16 protein-coding genes and 1 CRISPR repeat array are annotated in these 16878 nt (G+C 53.2%); of the genes, 6 read left to right on the top strand and 10 right to left on the bottom strand.

Translation table 11 applies throughout. The features are described 5' to 3' along the window. Window positions 1-240 precede the first annotated feature (240 nt). The 6 genes from RSX24_RS18975 (at window position 241) to RSX24_RS18950 (ending at window position 5737) form a co-directional block, all read left to right on the top strand. Window positions 241-945: a hypothetical protein gene (locus RSX24_RS18975; protein WP_343261503.1), complete on the top strand. Its 705-nt coding sequence runs from the start codon at window positions 241-243 to the stop codon at window positions 943-945. Between the two features lie 79 nt (window positions 946-1024). Then, on the top strand, window positions 1025-1969 hold the full coding sequence (locus RSX24_RS18970; RefSeq protein ID WP_343261502.1) for an EcsC family protein: 945 nt from the start codon (window positions 1025-1027) through the stop codon (window positions 1967-1969). Between the two features lie 190 nt (window positions 1970-2159). Further along, a CRISPR array of direct repeats spans window positions 2160-2815; the repeat unit is 33 nt; unit sequence ATTTCAATCCACGCACTCCATACAGAGTGCGAC. Between the two features lie 341 nt (window positions 2816-3156). Further along, window positions 3157-3765 carry a TetR/AcrR family transcriptional regulator gene (locus tag RSX24_RS18965; RefSeq protein WP_343261501.1) on the top strand — a complete coding sequence of 203 codons (609 nt, stop codon included), beginning with the start codon at window positions 3157-3159 and terminating at the stop codon, window positions 3763-3765. 86 nt (window positions 3766-3851) lie between these two features. After that, window positions 3852-5174: an amidohydrolase family protein gene (locus RSX24_RS18960; protein WP_343261500.1), complete on the top strand. Its 1323-nt coding sequence runs from the start codon at window positions 3852-3854 to the stop codon at window positions 5172-5174. Between the two features lie 18 nt (window positions 5175-5192). Beyond that, window positions 5193-5486 carry a DUF554 family protein gene (locus RSX24_RS18955; protein ID WP_343261499.1) on the top strand — a complete coding sequence of 98 codons (294 nt, stop codon included), beginning with the start codon at window positions 5193-5195 and terminating at the stop codon, window positions 5484-5486. Between the two features lie 38 nt (window positions 5487-5524). After that, window positions 5525-5737 (top strand): DUF554 family protein, encoded by a 213-nt coding sequence (locus RSX24_RS18950; RefSeq protein ID WP_343261498.1) that lies wholly within the window; start codon window positions 5525-5527, stop codon window positions 5735-5737. A gap of 306 nt (window positions 5738-6043) precedes the next feature. Here the strand turns inward: RSX24_RS18950 and RSX24_RS18945 are convergent, their stop codons facing one another. The 10 genes from RSX24_RS18945 to RSX24_RS18900 form a co-directional block, all read right to left on the bottom strand. Beyond that, window positions 6044-6799 carry an amino acid ABC transporter ATP-binding protein gene (locus RSX24_RS18945; protein WP_290371486.1) on the bottom strand — a complete coding sequence of 252 codons (756 nt, stop codon included), beginning with the start codon at window positions 6797-6799 and terminating at the stop codon, window positions 6044-6046. A gap of 54 nt (window positions 6800-6853) precedes the next feature. Next, entirely contained in the window at window positions 6854-7513 is a 660-nt protein-coding gene (locus RSX24_RS18940) for an amino acid ABC transporter permease (protein WP_236420218.1), read from the bottom strand. 167 nt (window positions 7514-7680) lie between these two features. Further along, complete coding sequence (locus RSX24_RS18935) at window positions 7681-8451, bottom strand: amino acid ABC transporter substrate-binding protein (protein WP_343261582.1); 771 nt, start codon at window positions 8449-8451, stop codon at window positions 7681-7683. A gap of 152 nt (window positions 8452-8603) precedes the next feature. Beyond that, the gene (locus RSX24_RS18930) at window positions 8604-9791 is read right to left on the bottom strand and encodes an amidohydrolase (RefSeq protein ID WP_343261497.1); all 1188 of its coding nucleotides are present in this window, start codon (window positions 9789-9791) and stop codon (window positions 8604-8606) included. 237 nt (window positions 9792-10028) lie between these two features. After that, window positions 10029-11534 (bottom strand): alpha-glucosidase/alpha-galactosidase, encoded by a 1506-nt coding sequence (locus RSX24_RS18925; RefSeq protein WP_343261496.1) that lies wholly within the window; start codon window positions 11532-11534, stop codon window positions 10029-10031. A 138-nt stretch (window positions 11535-11672) separates the two neighbouring features. Continuing rightward, the gene (locus tag RSX24_RS18920) at window positions 11673-12713 is read right to left on the bottom strand and encodes a helix-turn-helix domain-containing protein (RefSeq protein ID WP_343261581.1); all 1041 of its coding nucleotides are present in this window, start codon (window positions 12711-12713) and stop codon (window positions 11673-11675) included. A 226-nt stretch (window positions 12714-12939) separates the two neighbouring features. Then, the gene (locus RSX24_RS18915) at window positions 12940-13779 is read right to left on the bottom strand and encodes an ABC transporter permease (protein WP_236420220.1); all 840 of its coding nucleotides are present in this window, start codon (window positions 13777-13779) and stop codon (window positions 12940-12942) included. Next, a complete protein-coding gene (locus RSX24_RS18910; RefSeq protein ID WP_343261495.1) occupies window positions 13776-14948 on the bottom strand; it encodes an extracellular solute-binding protein in 1173 nt (390 codons plus the stop codon). The genes RSX24_RS18915 and RSX24_RS18910 overlap by 4 nt, the downstream gene beginning before the upstream one ends. A 15-nt stretch (window positions 14949-14963) precedes the next feature. Next, window positions 14964-16004, bottom strand: coding sequence for an ABC transporter ATP-binding protein (locus tag RSX24_RS18905; protein ID WP_343261580.1), 1041 nt, complete (start codon window positions 16002-16004; stop codon window positions 14964-14966). A gap of 40 nt (window positions 16005-16044) precedes the next feature. After that, on the bottom strand, window positions 16045-16869 hold the full coding sequence (locus RSX24_RS18900) for an ABC transporter permease (RefSeq protein WP_236420223.1): 825 nt from the start codon (window positions 16867-16869) through the stop codon (window positions 16045-16047). Between the last annotated feature and the right edge of the window lie 9 nt (window positions 16870-16878).

Here is a 16878-nt window from a genome sequence, read left to right as displayed (position 1 = left end):
TCTTTTTTATTATACATCACTCAACTAATGGAGCAAATCCATTGCCAAAAGGTCACGAAAACGATCTTTTCGACAAATTCCTAGGTGCGAATCCCCCGGGAAATTCATGTAAGCATGAGGTTCGCACCTAAATTTCTAAACCTTTGCGCCGCTTTTCCCCTTATAACCGTATATAATACAATTATGTATAAGAAAAACGACGCGCTTTGAGTACCTTACGTGTCTAAGGAGAATGACAATATGAGCTTCCTAAAAGATTTGGGGCAATTCGCGGGAAAAGTTACAGGCAGAGTGCTCGGCGGATCCGTCCGGGTTGTTGGTGAAGTCACAGGCAGCCAATATATCAAAGAAGTCGGTAACGGCGTCGAAAAAGCAACCGTACATACCGGACGCACGGTGGGCGATCTTGCCAGCGGTGTATATGATGTCGCCAAAGGGGTAATTACAAACGATGGAGCCACGGTGGATCATGGCTTGAACGATATTGGTGGCGCTGTGTCCGATACTGCCAAAGGCGTCGTTGCTTCTGCCAAATACGTCTACAACAACGGCAAAGATGTCGTTACGGGCATCAAGGATGAGGATATGGATCGCGTGAAGCACGGTGCCAAAGGACTGGTTACTGCCGCGGCGGTGAGTGTCATTGCAGTCGGCATACTTGACGTGGCGGATGGCGCAGATGGAATAGGTGAAATTGCAGCCGAAAGTGACCCAAGTCATGCAGCGCCTATTGAACATACAACGGCGACAGCAAATATCGAGCAGACCGATACCGCTACGATCGAAAATCCGAATACTCACCACGTTGAACCTCATTATGTCGAAGGTTATGATCGCGCAGACGGCACGCACGTCGAGGGGTACTACAGGGATGGCGACGGGGATACCAGCGTGAACCGTCCAAATGGGGGATACGAACAGCATAACCCAGACTACAAAGCCTAAACCCAGGCGGATGCTTTTGACTTGAGATATCCGTTGTTGGCGTGGAATCATCATTCGATTGTACTGGAGGGAAATCATCATGCCGACCTTTACGGAGTACGAACAATTTGTCATTGGGGAAATGGCCAAAAGCCAAGTTTCGGTCAATCCGGTCCAAGCTGCGCTTGAAGTCGCCGGAAAACCCGTGTCTAAACTCATGGAGGCCGCTCATTCATCCAATAGCAAGATGATCAAAAAAGCCATCACCCGCATCGACTCCACAATTGAGTCTTCTTTGCGGGGAACGATCAAAATGGCCAAGGCGTTGACCAGCGAAGATGCCATTCGCAAAGAATATGCGAAAAAACACAATATCCGCATTGCCGGTCTAGAGGAGATCAGACGCTTGCCTTTGAGAGAGATGGATATCGTGGCAGATACGTTTGATGTCAGCAACGGTTTTTTAGTTACGGCAGAGGGTGCAGCATTGGGAATGGCAACAACTCTTTCAGGCGGACTGCTGCTTCCAGTTACCGTCGCGGCTGACGTGACCGCCTCCATGACGCTGATGTCCCGGCATGTAAGCCAAATCGCGGCGTCGTATGGATACTCTACGGCGGATCCGATGAATATTCCGCATGTCTTGGCGGCGATGGCGCCAACATCATCCGCTTCGGATGAAGGGTTTCTGGCGGCAAAATCGTTGGCCTTTTCCGAAGTGAGGGCTGCAACCAAGTTTGCCGAAGGAATGGCCGGAGAATTAACTGTCGAAGTCATCGAAAAATCCTGTCCCCAACTCATCCGACTCGTGCAAAAGGTGGCTGAGCGATTAGGCGTCGTCATCACGCAAAAGGAACTGGGCATGATCGTGCCCATTGCAGGTGCCGTTCTTAATGCAGGACTTAACCTGGCTTTTCAGCAAATGAACCACACCAATGCCAAAAATTATTTCCGCAAGCTTTATCTGGACAATAAATACGGACAGGATCATGTCCACCATTTCATTCAGTTGGAAGTGAAAAGACTACAGGAAGTTCCCGTATAAATGCTGAGGGATAACTTTACGGTAAATTATCTTTAGCCGGAAACTCAAATCGGTTCTCACTCAAAAAAGCTCGGCATATGCCGAGCTTTTTTCGTTGTAATCTAAGGACCTTCCCTTTATGTACTATAACCCTTGCATTCTATGCGGAGTCTACCATGCTGCTAAAGTATCTTATGGACAACATCAAAGAATTTCAATCCACGCACTCTATACAGAGTGCGACTTCCATCGAAAAGACGACGCGCTGTATGCTCAGAGGCGCACCAAGCCGGGATTTCAATCCACGCACTCCATACGGAGTGCGACCGGGTTCGCGGTGGTTCCATCACCAAAGCCACGCCATTTCAATCCACACACTCCATACGGAGTGCGACAGTATGGGACAGAGCCTCCGAACTTCTCTACGCGATTTCAATCCACACACTCCATACGGAGTGCGACTTAAACCAAGTCATTTTAAACCAAGCTGCAGCGTCATTTCAATCCACGCACTCCATACGGAGTGCGACCAGCCGCAGATGCAACAAGGCATCGGGCATTGGAGATTTCAATCCACGCACTCCATACAGAGTGCGACCCCAACATAGGGTTTCCCGTCTATGTTCTGCTTATTTCAATCCACGCACTCCATACAGAGTGCGACAGAATATGATCAAACAGCGACTGCGGAAAGCATTATTTCAATCCACGCACTCCATACAGAGTGCGACCCCAGTGCATTTCCAGCCATCTCGAAAATGTCCAAATTTCAATCCACGCACTCCATACAGAGTGCGACGACCTGATTTGATATACGAATCCCTTTTGACAGAGATTTCAATCCACGCACTCCATACAGAGTGCGACAGCGAAAAATAACGCATAAACTGCGTCCACTTCAAAAAACAAACTTTCCTACGTCATTTTCAGCACTCATCTAAACCAAAACATCCCTCTTCATTGCCAAAAGGTCACAAATTAGGCGTTTTCGACATTTTTCGAGGTGCGAATCCCCCAGGAAATTCATGTGAGCTTGGCATTCGCACCAATGATAACACAACCGCATGAATCCCGCCATTCCACAGCACACATCACACTGCCCCACATATCATCTGTTCCCCCTATCAACATCAGATGATTTGACAAACCTCAAAAATAGGACTACATTAATAACGAATTAACCATTCACTTTTAAGGAGACGTTCCGATTGCAGTCCAAAAAAGACGAAGTCAAAAAAGAAATCGAATATGCCGCGTTAAAGGTATTTTTCGAAAAAGGGTTTGTCGACGCCAAGATGAGCGATATCGCGAACGAGATCAACATTTCCGTTGGCAACATCTACACCTATTTCAGAAACAAAAAGGATCTGTTCTACTCCGTCGTGCCGCCCACCTTGGTGGAATACCTGAAAAATGTGCTGGTCGAGACGATTCATTTCGATAATCAGCATTTTTTCGACGGCGCCGACAGCGAGGAGCGGTCTGCCCTGTTTCAGGCTCAAGTGGACGTGTTGACGAAGTACAGCAAACAGATCGTCATTATTTTCGAGAAAAACAAAGGTACCACGTACACCAACGCGAAAAACGAACTGGTCGACCTGATGATCGAAACCAAAAAGGCCTATCTCAAGGATCGGTATAAACGCTACGAAATCGGCCACGAAGAAAACATGGTCATGCTCAACATCATCGCCCACAACGTCATCGACATGAATCTGGATCTGCTAAAAAGAGAGATGAGCGACGACAGCCGCAGACGTATTTTCGAAGCGTTGAGCATTTACAGACTGCACGGTATGAAAAGCTTGAACGAGTAAAATAAGCCGGACATGCCTTGCCCTTTTTTTCGCTCCAAAAATGAATTATTCATTCATTATACATCGCATTCTAGGAGGATTTTATGATGACAAAGGCCTATGCGCTCACCAACGGCAATATAATCCACGGCGACCAGCATCAAGGTTTGGCCAAAAATATGACCATTCTGGTCGATGAACACGGACGCATTCAACAGATCGGCAAAGAACACGAAATGGACATCCCCGGCCATTATGAAACGATCGACCTTGCGGGCAAATATGTCATGCCAGGGTTGATCAATGCCCACGTTCACCTGTTCGCCGACGGCAAGCCGTTCACGCTGTCCGCCAGCGAAGGCATGCTGCAATTTGCGTACAACCACATTTTGAACACGAAATTTGGAAAAAGCGTGCTGATAAAACGCATGAAACGCAATGCGCTGACGGCTCTGCATGCCGGGGTGACCACGATGCGCAGCGTCGGCGAATTTTTCTACACCGATGTGGCGCTCCGCGATGAAATCAACGCCAACACGTTCGTTGGCCCGAACTTGCTTGTATCCGGGTTTTTCCTGAGCGTCACGGGCGGACACGGCGCACCCTACCTCGCTCTGGTGGGAGACTCACCATGGGAGGCGCGCAAAAACATGCGCATCAATGTGAAACACGGCGTGGATCTGATCAAAATTTGCGTAACCGGCGGGGTGACCGATGCCAAAATGGTCGGCGAAGCGGGCCGTTTGCAAATGACGGTGGACGAAGTAGCCGCGATCTGCGACGAAGCGCACAAAATCGGGCTGCGGGTCGCTGCCCATGTGGAGAGCACGGAAGGCGTCAGAGTGGCGTTAAAAGGCGGCGTCGACACGATCGAGCACGGCGCGGAAATGGATGACGAAATCATCGACCTGTATAAAAACAATCCCAATGCCCTGAATGGTTACACGGCCCTGATCCCGACTCTGCAAGCCGCTTATCCGTCGGCATCCTTGGACACCAGTGTCACAAAGGTGAGCGCAACCGTGAAGGAAAACTCCAGGCTGGTTTACACATCCATGTTGAAAAGCGCGCGGCAAGCCATTGAACATGGCATTACGATGGGCGTAGGCACCGATGCCGCGATGCCGTTCGTTACGCATTACGACATGTGGAGAGAACTCGACCATTACATGCGACAGGCCGGTCTGAGCACGGCACAGGTCATCGAGATGGCTACCCGAACCAATGCAAACATTTTGGGCGTGGATGAATTTACCGGTACGCTTGAAGTCGGCAAAAACGCGGATCTGATCGTCCTCGAGCATAACCCGCTGGAGCGTATCGAAGCCTTGTCGAACGTCAACATGGTCATGGTCAACGGCAATCTTATCCCAACCCCATCCGTCACCCGAATCCCGGAAGTCGACCAACTTCTAAATTCGGTGTGGTAATCCTCAGGAGTGAACACGATGCTTGGAATATGGATCAATTGTTTTTCGATGATATGCGGCAGCACGATCGGAGCCATCTCCAAAAGGTTCATCCATGAGAGCTACAAATCCATTCTGAACCAGGTGATCGGCGTCAGCGCCCTGATCATCGGCATCAGCACAACGATGAACAGCCTTTCCACCAGCGAATTTCAAATCATGTTTATCATTTTCCTGGCACTTGGCGGGATCATCGGTCAGCTTATAAATATCGAAAAAAGGTTGGATAAACTGATGGCCCGGTTCTCGGCGGGCCGTTTGAATGAAGGATGACGGCACTCATTCTGGCTTCCACTTTCGGAATCGGCATCATGCTCACATCACTTATATTGTTTGTTATCGAAACAGCCGTATTTTTATCCGCAGATTTCATTTCCGGATACATGACGACCAGCGTGATCAACGAAATCACGATCATTGGTGGCATTCTTGCGCTCTGCACCGGCTTGAACATTCTGAACATTACAAAAATCAACGTGTTGAACCTGCTGCCAGCCTTGTTCATCCCCATATTTTTGCTGTAACGAACTTGACGCATCCTATCGACCGGAATAAAGCTCACGTTGAATCGTAACGAACCTGAGACACGTTATTATGGTGAAATGACACCCGAACGGCCCAAATTACGCTGTATAAGACTTCTCAGGTTCGTTAGGTGCTGCAAACCACGAAAACGGCCCATATAAGGTGTGTGAGATTCGTTAGCGCTCGCGGAAGACTGCAGCGTAAATTACGATCAGCATACATCGTATCGTCAACGCAAAAAAGAGCGAATCTTCCGGTTCCCTCGTGGTCCGACATGATTCGCTCTTTATGATGTGCAGCCTGGCTTAGGCGTCCAGCTCTACCCGCTGCAAAAACGTACGCGTACGCTCCAGCTGCGGATTGCCGAAAATTTGCTCCGGCGTACCGGATTCGGCGATCTCGCCGTTGTCCATGAAGAAAATGCGATCCGCCACGTCGCGGGCAAAGCTCATCTCATGGGTGACGATCATCATCGTCATGTTTTCCTGGGCGAGCTGTTTGATGACCCGCAGCACTTCGCCCGTCAGCTCGGGATCGAGCGCGGAGGTCGGCTCGTCGAAGAGCAGGATGTCCGGCTGCATCATGAGGGCGCGGGCGATGGCCACGCGCTGCTTCTGTCCCCCGGACAGATTGCCCGGATAGGTATCGGCCTTGTCTGCCAGCCCTACCTTGTCCAGCAGTTCCATGCTGCGCTTACGAATAGCGGCATTGCTTTCTTTTTTCAGCGTCTTCGGCGCCAGCTCCAGATTCGCGCGCACGGTCAGGTGCGGGAACAGGTTAAAATGCTGGAACACCATGCCCATCCGGTCGGTCATTTTGCGAATGTCCGCACCGGAAGCGTAACGTCCGTCCTCAACCAGCACCTGATTTTGCAGGCGGATCGTGCCGCCCGTAATTTCCTCCAGATGGATCAGGCTGCGCAGCATGGTGCTTTTGCCGGAGCCCGACGGTCCGATGACGGCAATGACTTCGCCCGGCTCCACGCTGAAGGAAACCTGCTTCAGGACGTCCAGCGTGCCGAACGATTTTTTCAATTGGTTGACTTCTATGATATGTGACATGTTTAGACAGTCCTTTAACGGATTGATTTTGAGTGCGGCCTCTGCGCCGCAGCTTTATTTAAACGAGTAACGTTTCTCCAACAGCTTGAACAGAACGGTCAGCACAAGGGTCATCACCAAATAAATGACTGCCGCCAAGAAAAACGGTATCAGCTGCATGTCGCGGTTGACCGCCGCCTGCGCGTAATACAGCAGCTCCGGCACGGCCACGGCGTACAAAAGCGCCGTATCCTTCACCAGCGTAATCGATTCGTTGGCGGTTGCCGGCAGCACCACGCGGATCATCTGCGGAACGATGACTTTGGTCATCGTTTGCCAGCGGCTAAGCCCCAGCACCTGCGCCGCTTCCTGCTGTCCTTTGTCGATGGAAAGCAGGCCGCCCCGGAAAATTTCCGCGAAGTATGCGGCATAGTTCAGCACAAACGCAATCGCTGCGGAAACGAAGCGGTCGAAGACCAGATGCTCCCCGATCACCGGCAGCAGCGGCAGGCCAAAGCAGAAGAACAGCACCTGCAGCAGCAGCGGCGTGCCGCGCATAACGTAAACGTACGCGTGCGCCAGCCAGGCCAGCGGTTTGAAGCGGCTGCGCATGACCAGCGTTATGCCGAAGCCGAGCGGCACCGACAATACGATCGCGACCAGGAACATGATGATCGTTGTCTGCGCCCCGTCCAGCATCGGTTTCAATACGGTAGATATATAATCCCAGCTCATGATTCAATCTCCTCTAATCTGTTGACCCCGCACTCCACCGAAGGCATTGCCTCCATCGGAAATACGGGGTCACTTGGTAGTGAACGGCGGCATGAAGGATTCAGGCCATGCCGTTCAATCGATATTGTCAGGTCCTTTGCGATTCTAAGTGGATCGGATCAAACCTGTTATTTCAGCACCTTGTTTTCGCCAAACCACTTGTTCGAAATTTCGGCAGCCGTTCCGTCCGCGTTCATCTCGTCAAGGGCTTTTTGCAGCTCGTTCAACAGTGCTTCATTGCCTTTCTTCACGCCAACGCCATATTGCTCCGGAGCGAGCGATTCGTCCAGCAGTTTGAACGTTCCTTCTTCTTTGGACATGTAGTATCTTGCTACAACCTCGTCGATGATCACGGCATCCAGGCGTTTCGTTTTGAGGTCGGTCAGGGCAAGTACGTTATCCTTGAATTCGGAAGCTTTTACTTTGTCTTTCAGCGGGCTTGCCGCGAGTGCATCTGCCGCAGAGGACAATGCTTGCAGACCGACGTTTTTGCCGTCCAGCTCGTCCAGCTTCGTAATCGGCGAATCGGCCAGCGTCACGACCACCTGGCTATTCTCCAGATACGGCTTCGTGAACAGGACTTTCTCCTTGCGCTCGTCCGTGATCGTGTATCCGTTCCAGATCAGGTCGATGCGGCCGCTGTTCAGCTCGGATTCCTTGGAAGACCAGTCGATCGGCTGGAACGTGAACTCTTTACCCATTTTCTCCCCGGCCGCGCGGGCATAATCAATATCGAAACCTACGATTTCGTTTTGCTCGTCACGGAAACCCATCGGAGCGAATTTGTCGTCGATGCCTACGACGATGGTATTGTCGTCTTTGCTTGCCGAGCCCGAACAGCCCGCGAGTACAACGATGAACATGCTGATCAGTAACAGTGCGATTCCCTTTTTCTTCATCATTTCTTACCCCTCCATGTCTATAGCCAGCAAAACGCTTTAGCTCGTTACCACGTTATCAGAGTTTTTATAATAACATAGCATGGAAAAAGAGTCGAGAGATTCGCAAGGTTAATCCTATCCTGCATATCCAGATGTTGAACATTGTTTGACTAATCCCGGTTCCACTCAAGCAAATGTTCCGCAATTTTAACGAAAGCCAATATGCCGTTCTGCAGCGCTTCTTCGTCAATCATAAATTTGGGATGATGATGGGGATACACGATGCCTTTATCCACATTGCCTGCGCCGATATTGAAAAACGTCCCTGGAACGACGCGCTGATACGCCGAGAAATCCTCGCCGCCCATGGATGGGGGCTGATGAACGACGGCGTCCCGGCCAAACGTTTCCACCAGCACCGTTTCAATCGTACGGGTCAGTCCCTCGTCATTCACGACCGGATCGTAGCCGTACACGTAATCCAGCTCGATGCTCGCTCCATGGGCCGAAGCGACTCCGCCGGCGATGCGCTCGATCTGTCTTTCGGCCTCTTTCCGCACTTCCGGGCTGAAGCTCCGTACCGTTCCTTTGATGATCGCCTGATCCGGAATGACATTGTGGGAGGCCCCTGCGGTAAATTGGGCAATGGATACCACGAGGCGCTCCAGCGGATCGGCATTCCGGGACACGATGTGCTGCAGGTTGGTCACGATTTGGGCGCCAATGGCGATGACGTCCACCGCCCTATGTGGAGATCCCGCATGTCCGCCGTACCCTTTGACAAGAATGGTGAAGTTGTCTGGCGAAGCCATCATTTCGCCATAGGCAATGCCTATTTGACCGACAGGCAGAAGGGACGCCAAGTGTTCGCCCACGACCCAATCCACCCCGTCCATGACGCCTGCCGCAACCAGTTCTCTTGCACCGCCCGGTGGCATTTCCTCCGCATGCTGGAAAATAAAACGAATCTCGCCGCGAAGCTGCTCCTTTCGCGCGCTAAGCAGCTTGGCCACGGCCAGCAGCGTGGCCGTATGCCCGTCATGCCCGCAGGCATGCATGACGCCCGGATTGCGGGAAGCGTCCTCGATCGGCGCTTCCTCTTCAATCGGCAATGCGTCGATGTCTGCACGCAGAGCCAGCGTTTTGCCCGGATGGGCGCCGATCAGCTTGGCAACGACGCTTGTCGGCGTAGGGCGGCTGATCTCCAGTCCGCCGAACGATTCCAATATGCCGGCGATGTACCGGGACGTTTCATGTTCCTGAAACGAAAGCTCGGGATGCCGGTGCAAATGCCTGCGCCAGGCAATAACTTGCTCAATCAGTTCGGTGGTCAATGGTTCAGGTATAGTTGACATCATTATCATCCTCCTAGATTAAATGGCTATTATATGTAAACACATTAACTTACTTGGTTATTCCATCATAATCCAAATGGCCCGCTTTGTATAATCGATTTTCATATGCAAAAAAAGCCCAGCCGCCAGACTCCCTCGTCTAACGGCTGCGCCTTGCATCATGAAGCCTTTCGATGTTGTTGCTTCATCTTATCGCTTCACTTCATAGATTCACTTTATAGTTCACCTTATTGCTGTATCTTATTGCTGTACCTTTTCGCGATCTTTGCCCTTGTCGGACTCGCCCGCGTTTTTGTTGGCGGCATCGCGGTCCTGCTGCATCTCTTCCACCGTTTTCACTTTGAGCCGCGCCGCGCCTTCGTATGCTTTCGTCGGAATAAGGTTGCCCGCCGCAAGCCGCTCTTTCGCCGCTGCAATGGCTTCGCCGTATTGCGGCAGCCATTTCGCCTGTGCGACCAGCATCTCGTCGACCATTTGCCAAATCTCTTTCGGATTGCATACCGCGCCGACGAGCGGGTCCATCATGAATGCCTGACGCAGCAACTGGTCATCGCCATGCACTGCCGCCTCCACCGCCAGACGTTGTACCGAAATGCTGACGTTGCATACGGCTGCCGGGCCGAGCGGCAGATCGCCGACATGCGGCATTGAGATGCCGTTGCGGTCCACATAGCCCGGCGCTTCGATAATCGCGTCATTCGGCAGGTTGGAGATCACGCCATTGTTGACGGTGTTGAAATGCCCGCGGTATACGCGTCCCGTTTCCAGCGATTCGATAATGTACGAACCATGCTCTTCGCCTCTTTTTTCCGGAACGAAACGCATAGGCTCATCTTTCATCCAGTTCGGGAAGTCGGTTTCAAACCAGTTGCGTCCTTCCGTGCATACCCGCAAATATCCTCCGGTTTCCCCGTTGATCCAGCTGCCCAGGTCGATCCAGTCCTGGATCTCGTCCGGACGTTTGCGGTACCAAGGTACGTATTCGCTCAGATGGCCGTTCGATTCCGTGCTGTAATATCCGAAGCGGCGCAGCATGTCGATGCGTACCTTTTCGGTCCGGCTGTACTCCGGATGTTTCTCGAACGCTTCAAGCAAGCCTGCCGTCAGGTCCTCGCCCTTGTGCGACGCCTTGATATACCAGGTCTGATGGTTGATGCCCGCGCAGACGATATCCACTTCCTTTTTATCCAGCCCGTACACTTCCGCGATCTGATGGTGCCCATGCTGTACCCCGTGGCACAAACCGATCGTACGCACGCCGCCGTATGTGTTGCAAGCCCAGGTCAGCATCGCCATCGGGTTCGAGTAGTTGAGCAGCAGCACGTCCGGCGCGCTCTGCTCGCGAATGTCCTTGCAGATGTCCAGCATCTCGGCGATGCCCCGCTGCCCGTACATAATGCCGCCCGCGCACAGCGTGTCCCCGACGCACTGGTCCACCCCGTATTTCAGCGGAATGTCCACGTCGGTCGCAAACGCTTCAAGCCCGCCTACCCGTATCGTGCACAGCACGTACTTGGCATCCTTGAGCGCTTCTCTGCGGTCCGTCGTCGGTTGAATCTGGATGTCCAGTCCGTTCTCGCGAATATCCCGTTGGCACAGCTCGGTCACCATGTCCAGGTTATGCTGATTGATGTCGCAGAACGCCACCTCGATGTTTTTGAACTCCGGCACGGTCAGCAAATCCCGCAACAATCCGCGCGTGAATCCGATGCTGCCTGCCCCGATAAAGGCCACTTTAAACGACATGCCCATGTCCTCCCATTGTCCGAAGACACTACTTCGGTTATTGTTTCACCACATGAGTCCATTGTAGCAATGCCTTTCGGGGAAGCGTTATCAAAATCATGACCTGTTTGCGGAAAGGGTGTCAAAAATCCTCACTTTTCATTCCCCCTCCGCATGGCTGCCATCCGGATAATGGCTAACATGGCGCTCCATGGATGCCCGGAATTCCAGCGGCGTCAGCCCCGTATGTTTTTTGAACAGCATATGAAAGTATTGGCGGCTGCCCACGCCCACGTAATCCGAGATTTCCGATACGGGAATGTCGGTCTGCTGCAGCAGCATTTTGGCCTTTTCCATGCGCAGCATCGTCAGGTAATCGGCAGGGGTTCGTCCCGCATGCTTGCGGAAGATGCGGTGCAAATACCCCGGATGCAGGTTGACGGCTGCGGCGATCTCTTTCATTTGAATGCTGCGGTCCATGTTCTGATGCATGAACTCGATCGTGCGCTTCACGTACAGCTCGGTCTGGTCAAGCGCGCTTCGGCGCTGCTCCCCGCGCAGGCGGGCCACCCGAACCAGCAGCTGCACGAACAGCGTGCGCACTAACGTGCCCTGTTCGGGAAACTGCAGGTTGCGGGCTTCGCGATGCTGCGAGCGTTCTTCGGGCGCAAGCACGCGCAGCGGATTCGGGGCTGCGGACGCGGCGGCGCCTGTTCGATCCTGCCGTTCCTGCGCAGCCAAGCCGCGCTGGTCCAGCTCCAGCACCAGGCTTTTCATGATGTGGTATACCTCTTCCGGATCAGGCAGCACCAGATAAGGAGACGCTCCGTCGAGCAGAGCTGCGACCTCCTGCTCTTCCCGCGCGAGCTGGCGAATCGAAGGCTGGCCCGGCGCTGCGGGCGCAAAGCCGAATTCCACGTTAAGCATCCGGCAGGGCACGCCGTCCTGCACCAGCAATCGGTGCGGAACGCCCGCATCCAGCAGGATGAACTGTCCTTTTTTCAACACCGCCTGTTCCGTGCTGCCGTCCGGCATCTTGACGTCCACTCTGCACATGCCGGATATGATGTACATGATTTCGGTCGAATCGTGAACATGGTGGGACATTTCGTAATCGTCCCATTGCTTGTAGTAGTAGGCGTAAAAACGCGGACCGCAGTCTCCCGCGCGCAGCTCCGGCTGGTACAAACTCCCGTTCAACTTTCCCTGTTCCATATCCTAACCTCCCCGTCCGTTCTGCCATATCGTCATGGCTCCATTGTAGCAGGTTTGGACCCATCGCGGCTGTCCGTATAACGCAAAACTCCGGCTGTCCGCCAACATGCATCACTGCACATTGGGGAAGCCGGAGCGGAGCGTTTATCCTATTTTGGCTGATGAGCTCTCTAACTGGGTCACGCTTCATGAAACGATGCATAGTACAATATCAAGCCTTGGCGTTTTCCTCCTGCGACATCGACCGGATGTAGAACGCCCCCATGACCGAGCAGAGCAGGAACGAGAAGAACGCCATGGCCGCAGCCTGCTCCCGTTCCTGGAATACGCTAAACACCTGCTGCATCGACACGCCCAGCATTTGCGGGGAGTTGGCGCCCATCAGGAACGGTGCGGTAAACGATCCGATCACGCCCATGAACACAAACGTCACGGCCACCAGAAACGTCTTGTAGGTCAGCGGCAGAATGAAACGAACGAACAGCTTCAACTTGCCTGCCCCCACGTCCTTTGCGCTCTCGATGACCGAAGACGGGATGCTCGCGAGCGCGGAGCTGAGCAGCATCGTCGTAAACGGTATGTTGAACCACAGATTGGCGATGATGATGCCCTTTTCGTCGAAAATGATCCGCGGCAGCTCAATGCCCGTGCCGTCCAACAGCCGTGCCAGCCAGCCATGGTTGCCGAGCAGGTTGATCAGCCCGTAGCTGGCAATGACGCCCGGAATGAACAAAGGAATCATGTACGTTTTGCGAATCATCTCCACGATCCGGCCGTTGTTGAACCGCATGTAGATGGCAAGCGCATAACTGACCAGCAGCACGAGCACGCAGGAGATCAGCGTGATGCGGAGCGTAAAGATGATGTTGGCCCGCATGCCTTTATCGGTAAATAACATCTGATACCGGCTGAGATCGTAGCCGCCCTCGCCATTGCTGAGACTCATGATCAGCGACTGGATGATCGGAATGATGACCACGAACAGCAGGACGGCAAAAGAAGGAAGGACCATGGCGAGCCCTGCGATCGCCTGTTTCGTTTTTTTACTCATTGCGCCGCAACTTCATTCTGCCAGCGTTTGTTCATCTCGGTGCTCAGATCGCCGATGTTGAACGTGCGGAACCCGTCGGATACGCCGTTGAATTTGTTCTGCATGTCCTGGGACATGTTCGAGAGCTCGATGCCAGGGAAACCGTTCATTTTGTCTACGATAACCTCTTGTGCTTCAGGAGACAGCACGAAATCGATAAACTGGTTGATCGCTTCCTTCTTGTCCGATTCGCCGTTCACCATCAGGTATGTCGGTCCGCCGTTGAAGCCAGGCGTGATCTGCTGCATTTTGACCGTATCCGGCAGGAGTCCTTCGTTGATCTGCTGCAGCACCATGTCGGACCATGCCGGGATGATCGACACCTCGCCGTTCATGAGCAGGTCCAGCGTGCCCTGGTTTTTCTTCGGATAGATGCCGTCGCCGTACACGTATTGGCCCAATTCTTTCAGCGTGTTAAAACCGGATTCCCACTTCTCCATCACGGCCGGATCGCTGTTGTGGATGTCTTCTTCGGGCAGGTCTTTATACACGACCGTCTGCACGAAAGAGCTGCCAGAACCGCCGGTGGACGGATCATTGTAAGCGAACTGGCCGGGGTTGGCTTTGATCCATTGCAAGAGCTCGTCCATCGTTTTGGGCGGGTTCGCCACTTTGGTGCTGTCATAGGCGAGTACCACGGCGGAAGAGCGATATGGAACGGCATAGTTTTCGACGTCCTTCATCGTTTGCGCGCTGACTTTGCTGATGTTCGGAATGTCGCCCTCGCTCAGCTGGGACCAGACGCCATCCTTGATGCCTTGGGAAACAACGGCGATGCCGTCTTCATACAGATCGATGTCGCCCGAGCCTTTGCCCGCTTGTTTGGCCGCCATGATGCGATCATAGGTTGGCTGGGCACCCGTTCCGGACGGAATATAGACCAGGTTCACGTCGACTTCCTTATTTTTCTCTTCAAACATCGGAACCAGCGTATCCCATAGGTCCTTCACGTTTTGCGATCCGGTGAAATAGAAATTAAATGAAGTCTTCGTTTCGGCCGCTGTGGCCGTGGATGAACCGCCTTCGGACGACGCAGCGGTGTTCGAAGCGCCGTTTCCGCATCCGGCCAGCATGACAGCAGACAGCATCACTGAAGAGAACATGGTTAACCAGGTTTTTTTTGTGCGCATTTTTTTCAGCCTCCGTTATTGGGTTACGAGTTCCGGATATCCGGTCAATCGGGTGATCGATACTTGAACGTCTTTGCCGATTCGCAACTGCTGCGTCGCTTCCTTCGTTTGAAACGTCCGCAGACTGCCAAGGCCGGCCAGATCGACCGTCACCTCGGCGTAGTGCCCCAGAATCATGATGTGTTTGATCTTGCCGGCCAACATTCCCTGTCCCTGCAATCCGTCGTGGATGCCCACGTCTTCCGGTCGAACCGCTACCGTTACCTTTCCGCGCAAATGTTTGTCATTCGGAAAAACGGCTTCCCCGACACGGATGTTCTGCTCATCCGCCACCCCCTCCAAAAAGTTCATTTTGCCGATAAAGCTGGCGACATACAGCGATGCAGGTTCATCGTAAATTTCCTGCGGCTTCGCAATCTGCTCGATGTTCCCTTTGTTCATGACGATGATGCGATCGGACAAGGACAAAGCCTCTTCCTGATCATGGGTAACGAACACCATCGTAAGTCCGGTCTGCATTTGGATTTCGCGCAGCTCCTCCCGCATCTCGTGCCGCAGCTTGGCATCCAGCGCCGAGAATGGCTCGTCCAGGAGCAAAACCGCCGGCTTGAGCAGCAGTGATCGGGCCAGCGCGACCCGCTGCTGCTGACCGCCCGACAATTGCGACGGATATTTCTTTTCGTAGCCGGGCAGGCGAACGAGCTGGAGCGCATCCGATACGGCAGCGCGAATGTCGGCTTTGGGCATTTTGCGAATTTTCAGCCCAAACGCCAGGTTGTCGTACACCGTCATGTGGGACCACAGATTGTAGCTCTGAAATACCATCGATGTGGGCCGCTTCTCCGGCGGAAGCTTGATGACGCTCTGTCCTTCGATGAGAATGTCGCCCGAGTCCGGCTCCAGAAAGCCGCCGATGCTGCGCAGCACGGTCGTTTTGCCGCAGCCCGAGGGACCGAGCAGCGTGACCAGTTCCCCTTTTGCCACTTCCAGATTGATTCCGCTGACGCCGTCACCGGTTTTGTAGCGTTTGGTCAATTCCTGTACCTTCAACTGCATGATGCTGTTGCCCCTTTCTGTCATGAAGCTCTCCGCCCCGTCACTTCACCTGGAATCCGCTGGCCAGCACGTCCGCGCTAACCAGCCGCTGCGCGGCAATCAGAAGAATGATCGTTGGCAGCGTCAAAATGATGGAGAACACCGCTCCCGCGCTGCTCGGGAAATCGGAAATGATCGAATACATCACGATCGGCATCGTTTTGAAATCGGGAATGCCGACCAGGAACGTGCCCTGGGCTTCATCCAACGAATGCAGGAACGTGAACACCGATGCAACGAGAATTCCCGGCATGGCCATCGGCAGCGTGATGCTGCGGAACACCCTGAACGGCGTCGCTCCCACGTCCCTCGCCGATTCTTCCTGGGCGGCATGTACGTTGCGGAATGCAGCCGTCGGAATCCAGGTCATGAACATCAGCACATTGATCATGTGGATCAGCACAACGCCCAGCAGCGTATTCATCAACCCCACCTTGTAGAAGAGCACCGCGATCGATACGTACAGTCCCATTTTCGGAAACGCATTGGTCAGCAGAAACGAAAACAGGAACATACGCTTCAGCGGAAACTGTATCCGGGCAAACGCATAGGCTGCCGGAATGCACAGCACGATGGATAACGCCGTAACCAGCGTTGCGATCAGGAACGACAAGGAAATGGACGAGACGATATCGTCCTTGGCAAGCACGAAGTTCCACCATTTAAAGCCCCATACCTGCGGAAGAACGTCCGGATAGTTCCATTTCTCGCTGAACGCCAGCACGAGCAAATTCAGCAGCGGTCCGGCAAAAAACACGGCAAAGATCGTCAGGAGCACAAATTCCACAATCCGCCTGAGGCCGACCGCTTTCCAATACCACAGCATGACTTCCCC

This window comes from Paenibacillus hubeiensis, assembly GCF_032334105.1.
Lineage (GTDB): Bacteria > Bacillota > Bacilli > Paenibacillales > Paenibacillaceae > Paenibacillus > Paenibacillus hubeiensis.
This window is presented reverse-complemented; position numbering and strand designations above follow the sequence as displayed.

Bases quoted from the DNA above. Each gene is read 5' to 3' on its own strand.
- RSX24_RS18975 (WP_343261503.1), top strand. From the start codon at position 241: ATGAGCTTCCTAAAAGATTTGGGGCAATTCGCGGGAAAAGTTACAGGC.
- RSX24_RS18970 (WP_343261502.1), top strand. From the start codon at position 1,025: ATGCCGACCTTTACGGAGTACGAACAATTTGTCATTGGGGAAATGGCC.
- RSX24_RS18960 (WP_343261500.1), top strand. From the start codon at position 3,852: ATGACAAAGGCCTATGCGCTCACCAACGGCAATATAATCCACGGCGAC.
- RSX24_RS18955 (WP_343261499.1), top strand. From the start codon at position 5,193: ATGCTTGGAATATGGATCAATTGTTTTTCGATGATATGCGGCAGCACG.
- RSX24_RS18950 (WP_343261498.1), top strand. From the start codon at position 5,525: ATGCTCACATCACTTATATTGTTTGTTATCGAAACAGCCGTATTTTTA.
- RSX24_RS18945 (WP_290371486.1), bottom strand. From the start codon at position 6,799: ATGTCACATATCATAGAAGTCAACCAATTGAAAAAATCGTTCGGCACG.
- RSX24_RS18940 (WP_236420218.1), bottom strand. From the start codon at position 7,513: ATGAGCTGGGATTATATATCTACCGTATTGAAACCGATGCTGGACGGG.
- RSX24_RS18935 (WP_343261582.1), bottom strand. From the start codon at position 8,451: ATGAAGAAAAAGGGAATCGCACTGTTACTGATCAGCATGTTCATCGTT.
- RSX24_RS18930 (WP_343261497.1), bottom strand. From the start codon at position 9,791: ATGATGTCAACTATACCTGAACCATTGACCACCGAACTGATTGAGCAA.
- RSX24_RS18925 (WP_343261496.1), bottom strand. From the start codon at position 11,534: ATGTCGTTTAAAGTGGCCTTTATCGGGGCAGGCAGCATCGGATTCACG.
- RSX24_RS18915 (WP_236420220.1), bottom strand. From the start codon at position 13,779: ATGAGTAAAAAAACGAAACAGGCGATCGCAGGGCTCGCCATGGTCCTT.
- RSX24_RS18910 (WP_343261495.1), bottom strand. From the start codon at position 14,948: ATGCGCACAAAAAAAACCTGGTTAACCATGTTCTCTTCAGTGATGCTG.
- RSX24_RS18905 (WP_343261580.1), bottom strand. From the start codon at position 16,004: ATGCAGTTGAAGGTACAGGAATTGACCAAACGCTACAAAACCGGTGAC.
- RSX24_RS18900 (WP_236420223.1), bottom strand. From the start codon at position 16,869: ATGCTGTGGTATTGGAAAGCGGTCGGCCTCAGGCGGATTGTGGAATTT.